The 15,609-nt window shown below is 60.6% G+C and carries 15 protein-coding genes and 1 pseudogene; 13 read left to right on the top strand and 3 right to left on the bottom strand.

The features are described from left to right. Positions 1-75 precede the first annotated feature (75 nt). The 13 genes and pseudogenes from mreC to K5E80_RS17220 all read left to right on the top strand — a co-directional run. Positions 76-993, top strand: a complete 918-nt coding sequence (gene mreC / locus K5E80_RS13415; protein ID WP_220636634.1) for a rod shape-determining protein MreC — start codon at positions 76-78, stop codon at positions 991-993. Positions 994-1,093: 100 nt separating this feature from the next. Beyond that, positions 1,094-1,615: a rod shape-determining protein MreD gene (mreD, locus tag K5E80_RS13410; protein WP_220636633.1), complete on the top strand. Its 522-nt coding sequence runs from the start codon at positions 1,094-1,096 to the stop codon at positions 1,613-1,615. Between the two features lie 89 nt (positions 1,616-1,704). Further along, a complete protein-coding gene (mrdA, locus tag K5E80_RS13405) occupies positions 1,705-3,588 on the top strand; it encodes a penicillin-binding protein 2 (protein WP_220636632.1) in 1,884 nt (627 codons plus the stop codon). Between the two features lie 292 nt (positions 3,589-3,880). Beyond that, positions 3,881-4,966: a rod shape-determining protein RodA gene (gene rodA / locus K5E80_RS13400; protein WP_220636631.1), complete on the top strand. Its 1,086-nt coding sequence runs from the start codon at positions 3,881-3,883 to the stop codon at positions 4,964-4,966. An 87-nt stretch (positions 4,967-5,053) separates the two neighbouring features. Further along, positions 5,054-6,031, top strand: coding sequence for an ankyrin repeat domain-containing protein (locus K5E80_RS13395; RefSeq protein WP_220636630.1), 978 nt, complete (start codon positions 5,054-5,056; stop codon positions 6,029-6,031). Between the two features lie 4 nt (positions 6,032-6,035). Beyond that, on the top strand, positions 6,036-6,962 hold the full coding sequence (locus K5E80_RS16970) for a septal ring lytic transglycosylase RlpA family protein (RefSeq protein WP_281420284.1): 927 nt from the start codon (positions 6,036-6,038) through the stop codon (positions 6,960-6,962). A gap of 244 nt (positions 6,963-7,206) precedes the next feature. Continuing rightward, complete coding sequence (locus K5E80_RS13385; RefSeq protein WP_220636629.1) at positions 7,207-8,340, top strand: D-alanyl-D-alanine carboxypeptidase family protein; 1,134 nt, start codon at positions 7,207-7,209, stop codon at positions 8,338-8,340. Between the two features lie 189 nt (positions 8,341-8,529). Beyond that, on the top strand, positions 8,530-9,387 hold the full coding sequence (locus K5E80_RS13380; protein WP_343213248.1) for a D-amino acid aminotransferase: 858 nt from the start codon (positions 8,530-8,532) through the stop codon (positions 9,385-9,387). Beyond that, positions 9,384-9,671: a YbeD family protein gene (locus K5E80_RS13375; RefSeq protein WP_220636628.1), complete on the top strand. Its 288-nt coding sequence runs from the start codon at positions 9,384-9,386 to the stop codon at positions 9,669-9,671. The genes K5E80_RS13380 and K5E80_RS13375 overlap by 4 nt, the downstream gene beginning before the upstream one ends. Beyond that, entirely contained in the window at positions 9,668-10,291 is a 624-nt protein-coding gene (lipB, locus tag K5E80_RS13370) for a lipoyl(octanoyl) transferase LipB (protein WP_425514541.1), read from the top strand. The genes K5E80_RS13375 and lipB overlap by 4 nt, the downstream gene beginning before the upstream one ends. Continuing rightward, positions 10,278-11,240 (top strand): lipoyl synthase, encoded by a 963-nt coding sequence (gene lipA / locus K5E80_RS13365; RefSeq protein WP_220636627.1) that lies wholly within the window; start codon positions 10,278-10,280, stop codon positions 11,238-11,240. The genes lipB and lipA overlap by 14 nt, the downstream gene beginning before the upstream one ends. Before the next feature lie 239 nt (positions 11,241-11,479). Then, positions 11,480-12,529 carry a GSU2403 family nucleotidyltransferase fold protein gene (locus K5E80_RS13360; RefSeq protein ID WP_220636626.1) on the top strand — a complete coding sequence of 350 codons (1,050 nt, stop codon included), beginning with the start codon at positions 11,480-11,482 and terminating at the stop codon, positions 12,527-12,529. Between the two features lie 64 nt (positions 12,530-12,593). Further along, positions 12,594-12,707: pseudogene (locus K5E80_RS17220) on the top strand (transposase); the annotation flags it as partial. Positions 12,708-12,869: 162 nt separating this feature from the next. Here K5E80_RS17220 and K5E80_RS13350 read toward each other — a convergent pair. The 3 genes from K5E80_RS13350 to K5E80_RS13340 form a co-directional block, all read right to left on the bottom strand. Beyond that, positions 12,870-13,718 (bottom strand): 3-hydroxybutyryl-CoA dehydrogenase, encoded by an 849-nt coding sequence (locus tag K5E80_RS13350; protein ID WP_220636624.1) that lies wholly within the window; start codon positions 13,716-13,718, stop codon positions 12,870-12,872. An 83-nt stretch (positions 13,719-13,801) separates the two neighbouring features. Beyond that, positions 13,802-14,212 (bottom strand): acyl-CoA dehydrogenase C-terminal domain-containing protein, encoded by a 411-nt coding sequence (locus tag K5E80_RS13345; RefSeq protein WP_220636623.1) that lies wholly within the window; start codon positions 14,210-14,212, stop codon positions 13,802-13,804. A 45-nt stretch (positions 14,213-14,257) separates the two neighbouring features. Beyond that, a complete protein-coding gene (locus tag K5E80_RS13340) occupies positions 14,258-15,595 on the bottom strand; it encodes an acyl-CoA dehydrogenase family protein (protein ID WP_220636622.1) in 1,338 nt (445 codons plus the stop codon). Positions 15,596-15,609 lie beyond the last annotated feature (14 nt).

Genomic DNA, 15,609 nt, shown 5'->3' with positions numbered 1-15,609 from the left:
TAGGGTGCGAAGTGGTAGAAACGCGGCGCCAGCCAATGACATCCACTTAACCCTCGCAGGGGAACCACCACCTTGATGTCCGCAGCCGGTCATGTCCCGCCTCCCTTCTTCAAGCGCGGGCCCGCGCCACTGGCCCGGCTGTTTTTTTTCGTTGCGCTTTCCGTGCTGTTGCTGGTGGCCGACCTGCGCTTTCATGCGCTGGAGTGGCTGCGCATGACGGCCTCAACCGTGGCTTATCCCTTGCAGCTTGCGGCATACCTGCCGGTGGAAGGCGCCGGCGACCTGGGTAAATATTTTTCCAGTCTGGCGACTCTGCATCGGGAGAACGACGCATTGCGCCATCGGCAGCTTGTCGAGGCAAACCTGTTGTTGCGGCAACGCTATCTCGAAGACGAGAACAAGCGCCTGCGCGCCCTGCTCGACATGAAAGAGCACCAACCGGTGAATGGGGTCATTGCCGACATCCAGTATGCGGCACGGGACCCCTTCTCACGCCGCGTCGTCATCAACAAGGGCCTGCAGGAGGGGATCGAAGCGGGGCAGGCAGTCATCGACGAACTCGGCGTGATCGGCCAGGTGACGCGAGTGCTCCCGCTGACAGCGGAAGTGACCCTGCTCACCGACAAAAACCAAATGATTCCGGTCGAGGTGCAGCGCAACGGCCTGCGCGCAATTCTTGCCGGCGCCGGATCGAACGGCATGGAGTTGCGTTTCCTCGCCTCGAATGCCGAAGTGCAGGTGGGCGACATCCTGGTCACCTCCGGCCTCGATGGCATCTACCTGCGCGGTCTGCCGGTGGCGCGCGTGGCCGCCATCGATCGCGACAGCGCGTTCATGTTTGCCCGCATCCGCTGCGTACCGCTCGCCGGCGTCGAGCGCCACGGCCAGGTGCTGGTACTTGGCCGCCCGCCGCAAGTGTCGAAGCTGACGGAAGAAAACGCGGAACCGGGCCGGAAGAAAATAGTCGGTGCGCCGCACCGGAAGAGAAAATGACAAATTCAAGATACAGGATGCAAGACTCAAGGTTCAAGGGGCCAAGCATGAATGGTGTCACCTTGAATCTTGAACCTTGGACCTTGTACCAGGTTTAGACATGCAGCCTACCCATTCCTCGAATCGCATCCTGCTGCCGGTCCGCAACTGGTTCATCCTGGCGACGCTGTTGCTGGCGTTGTTCCTCAACCTGATCCCGTTCGGCCGCTTCCCCGGCATTCCCGACTGGGTGGCCGTGGTGCTGGCCTTCTGGTGCATCCATCAGCCGCTGCGCGTGGGCATGGGCGCGGCCTTTGTCCTCGGCCTGGTGATGGACGTTGCCGATGGCAGTGCCCTCGGTCAACATGCGCTGGCCTATGTAGTGGTGGCTTTCGCCGCTGGCAGTCTTTCCCGGCGCATCCTCTGGTTTCCGCTGGGACAGCAGGCGCTACAGATACTGCCCCTGCTGCTCGGCAGCCAACTTATCATGCTGGCGATCGGGCTCATCGGCGGCGGCGAATTCCCTGGCCTCCTGTGGTTTCTCTCCAGCTTCGTTGCTGCCGTGCTGTGGCATCCGTTGACCTATTTGCTGCTGCTGCCGCAATTCCGCCCGGTCGAACGCGACGACAATCGTCCTATTTAGTCCGATGCCACCAGTATTCACCCTCACCCCTAGCCCTTCTCCCGGAGGGAGAGGAAAACATCGCCGATCGCTGACGCGACCTTTGTAGAATGAAATTCAAGAACCCGCAGCAGGAGCTGGAGCGTTTTCAAGGCCGCTTGCGTTTTGTCGGCGTTTTCGTGCTGGCCTGCTTCGGGCTGCTGCTGCTGCGCTTCGTCTGGCTGCAGGTCATCCAGTATGGCTACTACCGGACGCGCGCCGAGGAAAACCGCATCTCGCTGGTGCCGGTGACGCCCAACCGCGGCCTCATCATTGACCGCAATGGCGTCGTGCTGGCGCGCAATTACTCTGCATACACCATCGAGATCACGCCATCCAAGGTTGCCGATCTTGACGCCACGATGGACGAGCTGTCCAAGGTCATCAACATCGAGGCCAAGGATCGCAAGCGCTTCAAGAAGCTGTTCGAAGAGAGCAAGAACTTCGAGTCATTGCCGATCCGCACCCGCGTTTCCGACGAGGAAGTGGCGCGCTTCATTGCCAACCGCTACCGTTTTCCCGGCGTCGATATCCAGGCCCGGCTGTTCCGCCAGTATCCCTTCGGCGCTTTCGGCTCCCATCTGCTCGGCTATATCGGCCGCGTCACCGACCGCGATCTGGACCAGATCGAGGAACAGGACCAGGACAACAACTACCGCGGCACCGACCATTTCGGCAAGGCGGGACTGGAACAGCACTATGAATTCGAATTGCATGGCACCAGCGGCGTCGAACAGGTCGAGGTCGATGCCGGTGGCCATGCGGTGCGCACACTGGCGCGCACACCGCCGGTACCCGGCAACAACCTGACACTGACGGTTGATGCCAAGCTGCAGCAGATCGCGGAAAAGGCCTTCGGCGACCGCCGCGGCGCGCTGGTGGCCATCGAACCGGCGAGCGGCGGCGTGCTGGCGCTGGTCTCCGTGCCCAACTATGATCCCAACCTGTTCGTCGATGGCATCGATTCGACGAACTGGGATCTGCTCAACAATTCGCCCGACAAGCCGATGGTAAACCGGGCGCTCAACGGCACCTATCCGCCGGGCTCGACCTTCAAGCCCTATATGGCGCTGGCCGCGCTCGAGTATGGCAAGCGCACGCCGGAACAGGCGATTTACGACCCGGGCGGCTATAACTTCGGCGGCCACTTTTTCCGCGACGACAAGAAAGAAGGACACGGCACCGTCGATATGTACAAGTCCATCGTGCAGTCGTGCGATACCTATTACTACATGCTCGCCAATGACCTTGGCATTGACAACATCGCCAACTTCATGCGCCAGTTCGGCTTTGGCCAGAAGAGCGGCATCGACATCGAAGGCGAATCGACCGGCGTGCTGCCTTCGCAGGAATGGAAACGCGCGCGCTTCAAGCGTCCCGAGCAGCAGAAATGGTATGCCGGCGAGACCATCTCGATCGGCATCGGCCAGGGCTACAACACCTATACGCCAATGCAGCTCGCCCTTGCCGTGGCGACCCTGGCCAATGACGGCGTAATGTTTCGCCCGCATCTGGTGAGGACCATCACCGACACACGCAGCGGCCGCATCACTGAAGTGGAACCGAAGCCGCTCAAAACTCTTCCCCTCAAACCGGAGCACATCGCGTTCATCAAAAATGCGATGGTCGGCGTGAACAAGGAGGGCACTGGCGCACGCGCCTTCGCAGGAGCTGAATACGTGTCCGCCGGAAAGACCGGCACCGCGCAGGTTTACTCGCTCAAGGGCGAGAAGTACAAAGAGAGTGCGACCAAGGAGATCCTGCGCGACCACGCGCTGTTCATCGCTTTCGCTCCAGCTGACAAGCCCAGGATCGCGCTTGCCATCCTGGTCGAGAACAGCGGCTTCGGCGCCCAGGCCGCGGCGCCGATCGCGCGCCAGATTTTCGACTACTACCTGCTCGGCAAGATACCGGCGGAACCGGCGCCCGAGGATAACGCGGGAGAAGACCAATGAATGTAGCGCACATCGTTGCCGGCGCAGTCCTCGCAGGAGAAATTGCGCAAAGGCAAATTAAACACCCCCCACCCCCATACCTGCTCCAGGGCTCGCCCTGCATGGCTCGCCCGTCCCGGCGGCGCAAAGCAGTGCTTTGCGAAACCCCGCCTCAACCCCCAAGGCGGGGCGACTGTTCGGCTCGCTGCACTCGATTGAAACATGTCAATCGACTTCGTTTCACCCGCTGCGTGAGGCGCCGCATGCCTTGTGCTTTCGCCGAGTTCGCCGTGATTCAAATGAGGGTTCCTGCATGATCCGTCGCCTATGGCTCGCGCTGATTGGCCCCATCGATGCGCCATTGATGGTGATGACGGCGATCCTGATCGGCTTTGCCTTCGTCGTGCTGGCCAGCGCCTCTCCCGACCGGCTTGCGGCACAGGCCGTCAATATCGCCGCGGCGTTGCTGGTCATGCGCATCGCCACGCAGATGCCGCCGCAGCGGCTGATGCACGCGGCGGTGCCGCTCTATCTGTTTGGCATTCTTTTGCTGATCGCCGTGGCGCTGGTCGGCGACGTCTCCAAGGGCGCGCGGCGCTGGCTCAATCTCGGCATCACGCGCATCCAGCCCGCCGAGATCATGAAAATCGCGATGCCGCTGATGCTGGCCTGGTATTTCCAGAAACGCGAGATCGCAATCCGCTTTTACGACTACGCCGTCGCCGCCATCCTGCTGTTGTTGCCGGTGGCGCTGATCGCCAAGCAACCCGACCTCGGCACCGCCATCCTCGTCCTCTCGGCCGGTTTCTATGTGATTTTCTTCGCCGGCCTGCCGTGGAAGTTCATCGTTGGTCTCGGCGTTGCCGGGCTTGCCGCCATCCCGATGGTCTGGCCCCTGCTGCACGACTACCAGCGCGCGCGTGTGCTGACCCTGTTCGATCCCGAATCGGATCCGCTCGGCAAGGGCTTCCACATCATCCAGTCCACCATCGCCGTCGGCTCCGGCGGCGTATTCGGCAAGGGCTGGGGGCAGGGAACGCAGACCCAGCTCGAATTCATTCCCGAACGGCATACCGATTTCATTTTCGCCGTCGTTTCCGAGGAGTGGGGGCTGCTCGGCAACCTGGCCCTGCTCGTCGTCTATTCGCTGCTGATCGCGCGCGGCCTGATGATCGCGGCCGAGGCGCCGACGCTGTTCTCGCGCCTCCTGGCCGGGTCGATCACGCTAATGTTCTTTACCTATGCCTTCGTCAACATGGGCATGGTGAGCGGCATCCTGCCCGTGGTTGGCATACCGCTGCCCTTCATCAGCTACGGCGGCACCTCGCTGGTAACCTTGTTCCTCGGCATCGGCATCCTCATGAGCATCCACAGGAACCGCATGCTGGTGCAGAAATAACATGAAGCGCCAGAGCCTGCCGGGCCATAACTTTACTGATAGGCCAATATCGTTTTCAATTGCATCGCGCCGCTCATCACCAACCACATGACCGATAAAGCTTTCACCCACGTCGCGCCGCTCATCGTCCCCATGGCCGATGACCAGCATCCCCTGCGGTTATTGATGCGTGGTTACGAGGACAAGTATCCCCACAAACTGGTTAAGGACTTTTCCCGCGTTACCAATCGCATCGTGGAACTCTGGAACGACCCGGCCGCAATGGAAGAGTACTTCCATAGTTTGTTGGTCATGGACCGCCACGATCGAAAAGGCTTTCCGCCGGATGTGGCGGCGGAAATCTTCTCGCTGAACCTTGCCTATGACGTTATTCGCGCCAGGAAAGCCGAGGCAAGCGCGGACTTGTGGGGGACGGAGCAGGAGGCCAAGGAGGAACTTGAGCGGCTTCGCCTGCAGCCGACAATCGCGAATTTTGCCCGCGCCGCCGAGGCCGGGGATGTCTCCAGTTGCAAGCTCTTCCTCAGCGCCAACCTCAACGTGGATGTGCGCGACACGCGGCACTGGACTCCCTTGATGATCGCCTCCTTCAACGGCAGAGAGGAGTTGGCGCAAATGCTGATCCAGCATGGCGCGGATGTCCGCGCCTGCGACCAGGGAGGGTACACGCCGATGCACTGGGCGGCCTTCAACGGCTATGCGGAGTTGATCAAACTGCTGCTGGCCAAGGGCGGCGCGGTGAATGCGCAAAGCCACGTCGGCATTACGCCGCTCATCCAGGCAGCGGCACGCGGCCATGTCGCGACGACCGCCGAACTGCTCAAGGGTCGCGCCGATCCCAATCTCGCCGCCAATGATGGCGGCACCCCGCTGTTCAAGGCCATTTCCAACGGGCATCTCGAGATTGTTAACCTGTTGCTGGAGGCGGGGGCGTCTCTCAACGCCACCATGCAAAACGGCGCGACACTGGTCGGCAGCGCCAAGCTCGCGCGCGATCCGAAAATACGCGACCGCATCGCGGCGGCGGTCTATGCGTTGAAACAGCAAACCGCCAAGCGGCAGGAATGATGAATTGGCTTCCAAAAGCGCGAATATGATTTTGTCACGCACGAATTCCCTGTTTTGCCTGCTGCTGCTCGCCGCCTGCGGCAGCCTGACGACCGGCCCGGCGCCGGTAAGCGATCGTGGCGGCGACACCGCCGCTACGCCCAAACGCGGCGGCGGCTATTACAAGGACGACGGCCCCGGCGAACATCCGCCCGCGAACCTGGACGCGATCCCCGATGCGGTGCCGAAGGCGGAGCCGCTGCATCGCTTCGCCAACAATCCCTATTCGGTGCTCGGGCAGGACTACACGCCGCTGCGCGAAGCCGGGCACTACAAGGCGCGCGGTCTGGCGAGCTGGTATGGCAAGAAATTCCACGGTCAGAAAACTTCCACCGGCGACGTGTATGACATGTATGCCATGACCGCGGCGCATCCGACCCTGCCGATCCCGAGTTATGCGCGGGTGACCAGCCTCGCCAACGGCAAGTCGGTAGTGGTGCGCGTCAATGACCGCGGCCCCTTCCATGCCAATCGCATCATTGACCTGTCTTACACCGCGGCGTGGAAGCTGGGGCTGGTCGGGGGTGGCAGCGGTATGGTCGAAGTGGAAAGCCTGATGCCCAGCTCACCCCTCGCTCCGCCCGCATTGCTGGCCATGAAAAGTGACGATGTCGTGCCTGCAAAAGCCGCCGAAGACAGGCCGCTGCCCGAAGTCGACGATGCGCGCGGCGCCTGGCTGCAACTGGGCGCCTTCGGCAACCGTGACAATGCCGAAGCCCTGAAATCGCGGCTGGCGCGCGAGCTGGGCGACATGGGCGACAAACTGGTGGTGCGCACCGCGGGCAACCTGTTTCGCGTCCAGCTCGGGCCCTGGGCCGATGCCCAGGAGGCGCGCGACATCGCTGCGAAGCTGGCCGAGTTGCTGGAGATGAAGCCGGTGCTGGTGCGTTAACGCTCAAGCAGGAGGATGGCACCTCTGTGATTTAAAAACGCAAAGGCAAATTGAACGCTCCCTGCCCCCATGCCTGCTCCAGGGCTCGCTTTGCATAGCATCATTTTCCAGGCGCGGCTGGTTTTCGCGGCTCCGCCGCTGCTGTTTTTCACGTTAATAGGACCTGTCGGCAGGGCGATATAATCTGCCACCCCATGTTTTCGTGCGGTCGGCGCCTTGCCCGTCCACCTACGCTCCTTTCCTCATGCGCTTCCTGATTTTATTGCTCTGCCTGTTTGCGGGCCTGCCGGCGGTGCAGGCGCAAACGCCGTCGCCGGTTCTCGCCGCCCGTGCCTGGGCACTGCTCGATTACGGCTCGGGCCAGGTGCTGGCCGCGAATAATAGCGATATGCCGCTGGAACCGGCCTCGCTGACCAAGGTCATGACGGCCTATCTCACCTATGCCGCACTCAAGCAGAATACGCTCCGCCTCGACCAGACCGTAACGGTATCGGAGCGCGCCTGGCGCACGCCGGGATCACGCAGCTTCATCGAAGTCAGCCACAAGGTAAAGGTTGACGACTTGTTGAAGGGCATGATCATCCAGTCCGGCAACGATGCCGCCGTGGCACTGGCCGAAGCCATCGCAGGCAGCGAGGATGGCTTCGCCGCGACCATGAACCGGCAGGCGACGCTGCTTGGCATGAGCAAGACGCATTTCCTCAATGCCAGCGGCTATTTCGACGGGCCGCAGCCGGGACATGTGTCGACCGCCGGCGATATGGCGCGGCTGGCGGCAGCCCTGATGCGCGACTTTCCCGAAGCGCACACGCTGCATGCGGCGAAGGAATACAGTTTCAACGGCATCCACCAGTACAACCGCAATCGCCTGCTCTGGCTCGATCCCACGGTGGACGGTCTCAAGACCGGCCACTCGGAAGCGGCAGGCTATTGCCTGATCGGCACCGCCAAGCGCGGCGAGCGGCGGCTGATTTCGGTAGTGCTGGGCACGGCCTCGGACGATGCGCGCACGCAGGAATCGTTGAAGCTGCTCAACTACGGCTTCCAGGCCTTCGACGGCGTCAAGCTCTACAACAAGGGACAGGCCGTATCGCAGGTACGGATATTCAAGGGCGCACAATCGACGCTGGCTGCCGGCTTCAACGACGACTTCGTCGTCTCGCTGCCGAAGGGCACGGCAAAGGAGAGCATCAAGGCACAATTGGAAACGCGCCAGCCGCTGCTGGCGCCGGTGCAGAAGGGCGCGCAGGTCGGGACATTGAAGCTCTTCGTCGACAACAAGCCGTGGGGACAGTTTCCGGTCTATGCGCTGGAAGATGTGCCCATGGCCGGCATGCTCGGACGCGGCTGGGATACGCTTAAACTGTGGCTGCAATAACGGAAATGGTGCGATGAATTTAGAAAAAGAAAAGCAGTTAGCCACAGAGTACACAGAGATCACAGAGGAAAGTCGATACCTTGCTTCAGTAGGTGTTCTCACTCGAAGGGTGAGCGCGGCCACCACCCGAAAACCCGTATTTTCTCTGTGCCCTCTGTGACCTCTGTGGCTTAAAGTAGGGTTTTGGGGATGAATATTGTTTATCTGAACGGCGAGTTTCTCTCCATCGAGGATGCCAAAGTCCCGGTGATGGATCGCGGCTTTCTGTTCGGCGATGGCGTGTATGAAGTCATTCCCGTCTATTCGCGCCGTCCATTCAGATTGGGTCAGCATTTGCAGCGCTTGCAAGCCAGCCTCGACGGCATCGGCCTGGCCAATCCGAAAACGCAGCAGGAATGGACACAGATCATTTACCGCATGATCGAGCAGGCCGACTACGCCGACCAGTCGCTGTATCTGCAAATCACGCGCGGCGTCGACAGCAGGCGCAATCACGCTTTCCCTGCCGTGGTGCGGCCCACTATCTTCATGATGGGCGAGGATCTGAGCACATCCTCGCCGGAGCAGCGCGAGCAGGGTGTGGCGGCGGTGACCGCCGCCGACATCCGCTGGCTGCGTTGCGATCTCAAGACCACATCGCTGCTGGCGAACTGCCTGCTGCGCCAGATGTCTGTCGCCGCCGGCTGCATCGAGACCGTGCTGTTGCGCGACGGCTTTCTGTCCGAGGGCTCGGCGTCGAACATCTTCGTCGTGAACGACGGCATGCTGCTGGCGCCAATCAAGAATCACCTCATGCTGCCCGGCATCACCTACGACGTCGTGCTGGAACTCGCCGCGCAACATGGCCTGCGCAGCGAAGTGCGCGACGTGCGCGAGGAAGAAGTGCGCAGCGCCGACGAACTGTGGCTGACTTCCTCGACCCGAGAAGTGCTGCCGATCGTGACGCTGGACGGTAAGTCGATCGGCAAGGGCGTTCCGGGACCGGTGTTTGCCAACATGTATGCGTGGTATCAGGAGTTCAAGGCCACGGTGATGAGGGCAGGATGAGCGAACTCACTGGCAAATCTGGGGACACCCCCTCGCTGCTCGAATTTCCCTGCGATTTTCCCGTCAAGATCATGGGCGTGCGCAGCGATGGCTTTGCCCAGGCGATAGCGGAAGTCGTGCTGCGCCACGCGCCGGATTTCGACGCGGCGACGATGGAAATGCGCGTCTCGAAAGCTGGCAACTACCTGGCGCTGACCTGCACCGTGCGCGCCACCTCCAAGGCGCAACTCGATGCGCTGTATATGGAATTGACGCGGCACCCGGATGTAAAGGTCGTGTTGTGATCGTGCGCCATCTCGGCCTGGTCGACTACGAAACGACCTGGCGCCGCATGCAGCAATTCACGGCTGCGCGCGATGAGAACAGCGAAGATGAAATCTGGCTGCTCGAACATCCGCCCGTATTCACGCTGGGCCAAGCGGGCAAGGCCGAACACCTGTTGCGCGACGTGGGTATTCCGGTGATCAAGGTTGACCGCGGCGGACAGGTCACCTACCACGGCCCCGGCCAGCTCGTGGCTTACCTGCTTATCGATCTGCGCCGCCACGACATCAAGGTGCGCGAAATGGTGCGTAAAATGGAGCAGGCCCTGATCGATCTGCTCGCCGAATACGGCATCGCGGGCGAGCGCCTCTTCGGCGCGCCGGGCGTCTATGTTGCTGGCGCCAAGATCGCGGCGCTGGGGTTGCGCGTGAAGAACGGCTGCACCTTTCACGGCCTGGCACTGAATGTCGACATGGACCTGTCGCCCTATCAGGCGATCAACCCCTGCGGCTATGCCGGCATGGGGGTGACGCAGATGAAGAATCTCGTTACGAAAATGAGCAAACATGTCGATCTGGCCTTCATCGGCGATAGGCTGGTCGAACACTTGAAAGCACAACTGGAACATGAGCATGCCTGAAAAGCAAACTGGCGCGGAAAAGACGGCACGTATCCCGATCAAGATCGTGCCGCTCGACAAGCCATTGCCCAAGCCGGCGTGGATACGCGTCAAGGCTGGCAGCAGCGCTTCCCGCTTCGGCGAAGTGAAGCAGATCCTGCGCGAACACCAACTGCACACCGTGTGCGAGGAAGCCACCTGCCCCAACATCGGCGAGTGCTTCGGCAACGGCACGGCGACCTTCATGATCCTCGGCGACCTATGCACGCGGCGCTGCCCGTTCTGCGATGTCGGCCACGGCAAGCCGCTGCCGCCGGATGCGGACGAACCGCAGCAGCTCGCCGCCACCATCGCCGCATTGCGCCTCAAGTACGTCGTCATCACCAGCGTCGACCGCGACGATCTGCGCGACGGCGGCGCGCGGCACTTCGTGGATTGCATCGGCGAAATCCGCCGCCAGTCGCCGCAGACGCGGATCGAAGTGCTGGTGCCGGATTTTCGCGGCCGGCTCGATGTCGCGCTGGATATATTCGCCGCCGCCCTGCCCGACGTGATGAACCACAATCTGGAAACCGTGCCGCGCCTGTACAAGCAGGCGCGTCCCGGCGCCGATTACGCCCATTCGCTGCAACTGCTGAAAGCCTTCAAGGCGCGCCATCCGCTGGTGCCGACCAAGTCCGGCCTCATGGTCGGCCTGGGCGAGACCGACGAGGAAATCCTGGAAACCCTGCGCGACATGCGCGCCCATGACATCGAGATGCTCACCATCGGCCAGTATCTGGCGCCCTCGCAGCACCACCTGCCGGTACTGCGCTATGTGCATCCGGATACCTTCGCCCTGTACGCGCGCGAAGCGCTGGCCATGGGGTTCACCAATGCAGCCTGCGCGCCGCTGGTGCGGTCGAGCTACCACGCCGACCAGCAGGCACATGCGGCGGGGAAAAGTCACGATGTGAATTGTCACAAGTAAATAAGAAAAATCACATGTGGTGAAAACGGCCAAAATCGGGGAAACTCCGTTGTAGTAATGGTTTCAGGTATTTTCCCCGTCCAAACTAAAAATGGCTCTTTGCCATGTTCGGTGATCAAGGGCACGCTGTTTTGTAACAAGGATTTTGCTCGCAAGGTGATCATCTACCAAATAAATGTTGCTTTATTGGGTAGATAGTTTATGCTACCCAACAGTTTCATATTATATTGGGTAGATACATGTCCATCGCCAATATTCGCAGCAAGCCCCTGTATCGACCGCTCGACCTCGCTTTTCGCACGCAGTACGCAGAGGTCAAGGAGCGGGCGCAAAGCGCTGGCGCTCTCCTTCCCGGGTCTCCGGGCACTCTCGTCGAACGCAGCGGCATGGCCGGCGGGCCTTTCTGGTACCGCGTCTACAACCCCGTACCCACCGTCAAGAAGGAAGAGTATGTCTGCGCTCCCAGGGATGCTGAGGTCCTGCAACGCATACGAGAGGACATCGAGTTTCACCGCTGGATGGCGAGTTCCGTGTCCACATTGCGCAAGCTGGGCTTCCAGACAGCCTCAAAGGAAGTGGCTCGAGTGCTGGTGGAGCTGCACAACCGCGGCGCGTTCGAGGCAGGGCTGGTGCTGGCAGGAACGCTCAGCTTCATGGCTTGGCTCAACGAGCTGGGCGTGGCCGCCGTCGCCGAACAAACTCTGGACATTGATGTCGCGCGGCGGCAACCGCTGAAGTTTGCGGTGCCGCTCAACTTCCTTGACACCATGAAAGCAACCGGCTTGCCCTTCTTCGAAGTTCCCGGCATGCCCTCGACTGCCCCCTCAACATCGGTCAAGCTGCCAGGCAAGGCGGGCTTGCGCGTTGATCTCCTGGCCCCTCACGCCTCGCTGGGAACCATTGTCCGCATTCCGGAGCTCAACTGGTCTGCTGAAGGCATTCCTTTCTATGATTACCTACTCGAGGGTACGTTGCCAGGCGCGTTGCTCGCAGGATTCCACTGCATCCCGGTACAGCTGCCGCAACCAGAGCGCTTCATCTGGCATAAGTTGTATTCGAGCAGGCATCGCCGGCATGTGGATGCCGCGAAAGCGGATAAGGACGAGAAGCAGGCGAGGACGCTGGCTGCCGTTCTGGCCGAGGAACATGCCTTTGAACTGGTCGAAAGCACGGCGGCGGTTCCCGCAGGGATGCGTAAATCCATTGCGACAGTTCTGAAGCGCTGGCGCATGGATGACGCGCTGCCCGCCGCCTTGAAAAACGCGTTGGAGCAGGTAACCGTCTTCTAGTGGAGCAGTTACGAGCAATCATGGCGCCGGTTGACATCAGAGTGGATCACTTGCGCTGCCGCCCAATTTGCGCCTGCTCAAACTGCCTCCCTATTCACCGGAATTGAACCCCGTCGAGCATCTCTGGGATGGACTGCGCGAGAAATCTTTCCGTAATCGCGTCTTCGCCAGCATCGATGCCTTGGAGGATCATCTCGAAGAGGCACTTCACGACATGGAGTTCGACCATGAGCGTGTCAGATCCATCGTTGCCTAGCCCTTGATTGTTAATTCACTAAAGAATTAGAAATGGAATAAGCGATTGCCGTGAGTGATGACGCAGGACTCATGCACAGCCCAATCAATAATGGTAAAAACCGCGTCCGCTCTTGCGGCCGAGATAGCCTGCAGCGACCATTTCCTTGAGCATGGGCGCCGGGCGATAGCGCGAGTCGTTGAAACCTTCGTAAAACATTTCCATGACCGATAGCAGCGTATCGAGACCGATCAGGTCCGCCAGAGCAAGCGGGCCGAGCGGATGATTGCAACCCAGCTTCATGCCCGCGTCGATATCCTCGGCCGTAGCAAGTCCCTCATCAAGCACAAATACTGCTTCGTTGATCATCGGGCAAAGAATACGGTTGACCACGAAGCCGGGGCGGTTCTTCACCGTGATCGGCGATTTGCCGAGCGCGATGGCAAACTCTCTCGCCCTGGCATGCGTCTGGTCCGACGTTTGCAGGCCGCTGATCAGCTCCACTAGCGCCATCATCGGCACCGGATTGAAAAAGTGCATGCCGATGAAACGTGACGGATGATTCAGCGTCGCCGCCAGCTGGGTAATAGAAATCGACGAGGTGTTGGTTGCTATGACGGTGTGTTCGCCAACATTTTCCTCGATCTGCTGGATGATGCGCAGCTTGAGCGGCAGGTTTTCCGTTGCCGCTTCTATCACCAGATCGGCGCCGGCGATGTCGGCATAATTCGTCGATCCCTTGACCAAAGCCAGAATCCCCTCTTTCTGCGTTTCGGTCATCTTTTCCTTCTTGACCAGACGGTCCAAGCTGCCGGAAATGGTCGCCAGTCCGCGCGCTACGGCAGCGTCGGCTACATCGATCATCACTACCTGCTTGCCGGCACCCGCACAGGCCTGCGCGATACCGTTGCCCATCGTTCCGGCGCCGATTACGGCGATTTGTGCAATTGTCATTTTACTTTCCTAACGGTTGTAAGTTGTGTATTGAAGATTACATATTGCGGTGATACTTGCCGCCGACTAGTCTGCGCTCCGAATTACAGCAGCTCCGCCGGCATCTCGCCGACAACCGTGCCGCCAAAGAGGATACTTTCGCGCAATCCGGCAGTGCGGGTAAGAATATGTTCGGCGAAGAAACGGGCGATCCGGATCTTGGACTGCATGAAGTCCGGGTCGGTGCCTTCCGCCATGCACTTTAGTGCCGTCAGCATGCTGCGCCCCAATTGCCAGCCAGCGACGAGTATCCCGCCAAGGAACAGGTAGGGCACGGAACCGGAAAACACGACGTTCGGGACCGATTTCGTGTTCGCGCAGACGAACTTCACAACGTCTAAAAAAGCGAGCCGGGCATCGCTCAGACGATCGGCAAACACGGACGCATTTTCGTCGTTGCAAGCGCGCAGCGCGGACTCGGTCTGCGCGATCAGGGCGGCGATTCCCCGCGCCACCTCGCCTCCGTCGCGTAAGGTCTTGCGCCCGACCAGGTCGTTGGCCTAGATGGCGGTCGTCCCCTCATAGATGGTGAGAATCCTGGCGTCACGCAAGTGCTGCGCCGCGCCCGTTTCTTCGATGAAGCCCATGCCGCCGTGAACCTGGATGCCGAGGCTGGCGACTTCGACGCTCATTTCGGTGGCAAATCCCTTGATCAGCGGAACCAGGAATTCGTATCTTCTCTGGCTGCGGCAACGCGCTTCTTCATCGGGGTCGCCATGCATCGAATCGAACAAGGCCGCGGCCGAATAGGCGAGCCCGCGGCAGCCTTCGGTGAGCGCCCGCATGGTCATCAGCATGCGTTTGACGTCCGGATGCTGGATGATCGGCACAGCCTTGGGCGACGAACCATCGACCGGACGCGACTGTACCCGCTCACGGGCGTAGCCTACCGCCTGCTGATAGGCGCGTTCTGCAACGGCAATGCCTTGCACGCCGACGGCAAAGCGTGCCGCATTCATCATCACGAACATGTATTCGAGTCCGCGATTTTCTTCGCCAACGATATAGCCAATGGCGCCGCCGTGGTCGCCATATTGCAGAACAGCCGTCGGACTCGCCTTGATGCCAAGCTTGTGCTCGATGCTCACGCAATGGACATCGTTGCGCGCGCCGATGCTGCCGTCGTCATTGACCAGATACTTCGGCACGACGAAAAGCGAAATGCCCTTGACACCGGGCGGCGCGCTGGGGACACGGGCGAGAACGAGGTGGACGATGTTATCCGCCATGTCGTGCTCGCCGTAAGTAATGAAGATCTTGGTGCCGAAGATCCGGTAACTACCGTCCGGCTGTGGCTCCGCACGGGTACGAACCAGTTCGAGGTCGGACCCGGCCTGAGGCTCGGTCAGATTCATGCTGCCGGTCCATTCACCCGAAATCATTTTCGGCAGATAGCGCTGCTTGACTTCAGCGGATGCAGCAGTGAGCAGCGCCTCGGTCGCGCCGTCGGTCAGCAGCGGACATAAAGCAAAACTCAGGTTCGCACTGTTCACGATTTCCATGCAGACCGTCGCCAGTGTCTTGGGCATGGCTTGCCCGCCAAACTCGGCGGGGTGTTGCAGGCTCTGCCAGCCGCTTTCGGCGTACTGGCGATACGCCTCCTTGAACCCCGGCGGCGTCGTTACTTCGCCATGGCTCCAGGTCGACGGGTTCTTGTCGCCAATCGGATTCAACGGGGCGACGACCGTTTCGCACAGCTTGGCGCATTCCTCGACGATTGCCTTTGCAGTTTCAAAATCCGCATCGGCGTAGCCGGGCAGCGCCGAGTTGCTTTCATACTGCGCAAGATGCCTCAGCGCGAAAAGCATGTCCTTCACTGGCGCTTTGTAGTCACTCATTGTCAGCTTTCACT

Origin of the sequence: Georgfuchsia toluolica (genome assembly GCF_907163265.1) — a bacterium.
Lineage (GTDB): Bacteria > Pseudomonadota > Gammaproteobacteria > Burkholderiales > Rhodocyclaceae > Georgfuchsia > Georgfuchsia toluolica.
Note: the sequence above shows the minus strand (reverse complement) of the source record. Positions and strands in the feature narration are given on the sequence as shown.

Excerpts from the sequence above, each read along its gene's own strand:
- K5E80_RS13385 (WP_220636629.1), top strand. The coding sequence starts at position 7,207 with ATGCGCTTCCTGATTTTATTGCTCTGCCTGTTTGCGGGCCTGCCGGCG.
- K5E80_RS13360 (WP_220636626.1), top strand. The coding sequence starts at position 11,480 with ATGTCCATCGCCAATATTCGCAGCAAGCCCCTGTATCGACCGCTCGAC.
- K5E80_RS13375 (WP_220636628.1), top strand. The coding sequence starts at position 9,384 with ATGAGCGAACTCACTGGCAAATCTGGGGACACCCCCTCGCTGCTCGAA.
- K5E80_RS13395 (WP_220636630.1), top strand. The coding sequence starts at position 5,054 with ATGACCGATAAAGCTTTCACCCACGTCGCGCCGCTCATCGTCCCCATG.
- mreC (WP_220636634.1), top strand. The coding sequence starts at position 76 with ATGTCCGCAGCCGGTCATGTCCCGCCTCCCTTCTTCAAGCGCGGGCCC.
- rodA (WP_220636631.1), top strand. The coding sequence starts at position 3,881 with ATGATCCGTCGCCTATGGCTCGCGCTGATTGGCCCCATCGATGCGCCA.
- lipA (WP_220636627.1), top strand. The coding sequence starts at position 10,278 with ATGAGCATGCCTGAAAAGCAAACTGGCGCGGAAAAGACGGCACGTATC.
- K5E80_RS13380 (WP_343213248.1), top strand. The coding sequence starts at position 8,530 with ATGAATATTGTTTATCTGAACGGCGAGTTTCTCTCCATCGAGGATGCC.
- K5E80_RS13340 (WP_220636622.1), bottom strand. The coding sequence starts at position 15,595 with ATGAGTGACTACAAAGCGCCAGTGAAGGACATGCTTTTCGCGCTGAGG.
- mreD (WP_220636633.1), top strand. The coding sequence starts at position 1,094 with ATGCAGCCTACCCATTCCTCGAATCGCATCCTGCTGCCGGTCCGCAAC.
- K5E80_RS13350 (WP_220636624.1), bottom strand. The coding sequence starts at position 13,718 with ATGACAATTGCACAAATCGCCGTAATCGGCGCCGGAACGATGGGCAAC.
- mrdA (WP_220636632.1), top strand. The coding sequence starts at position 1,705 with ATGAAATTCAAGAACCCGCAGCAGGAGCTGGAGCGTTTTCAAGGCCGC.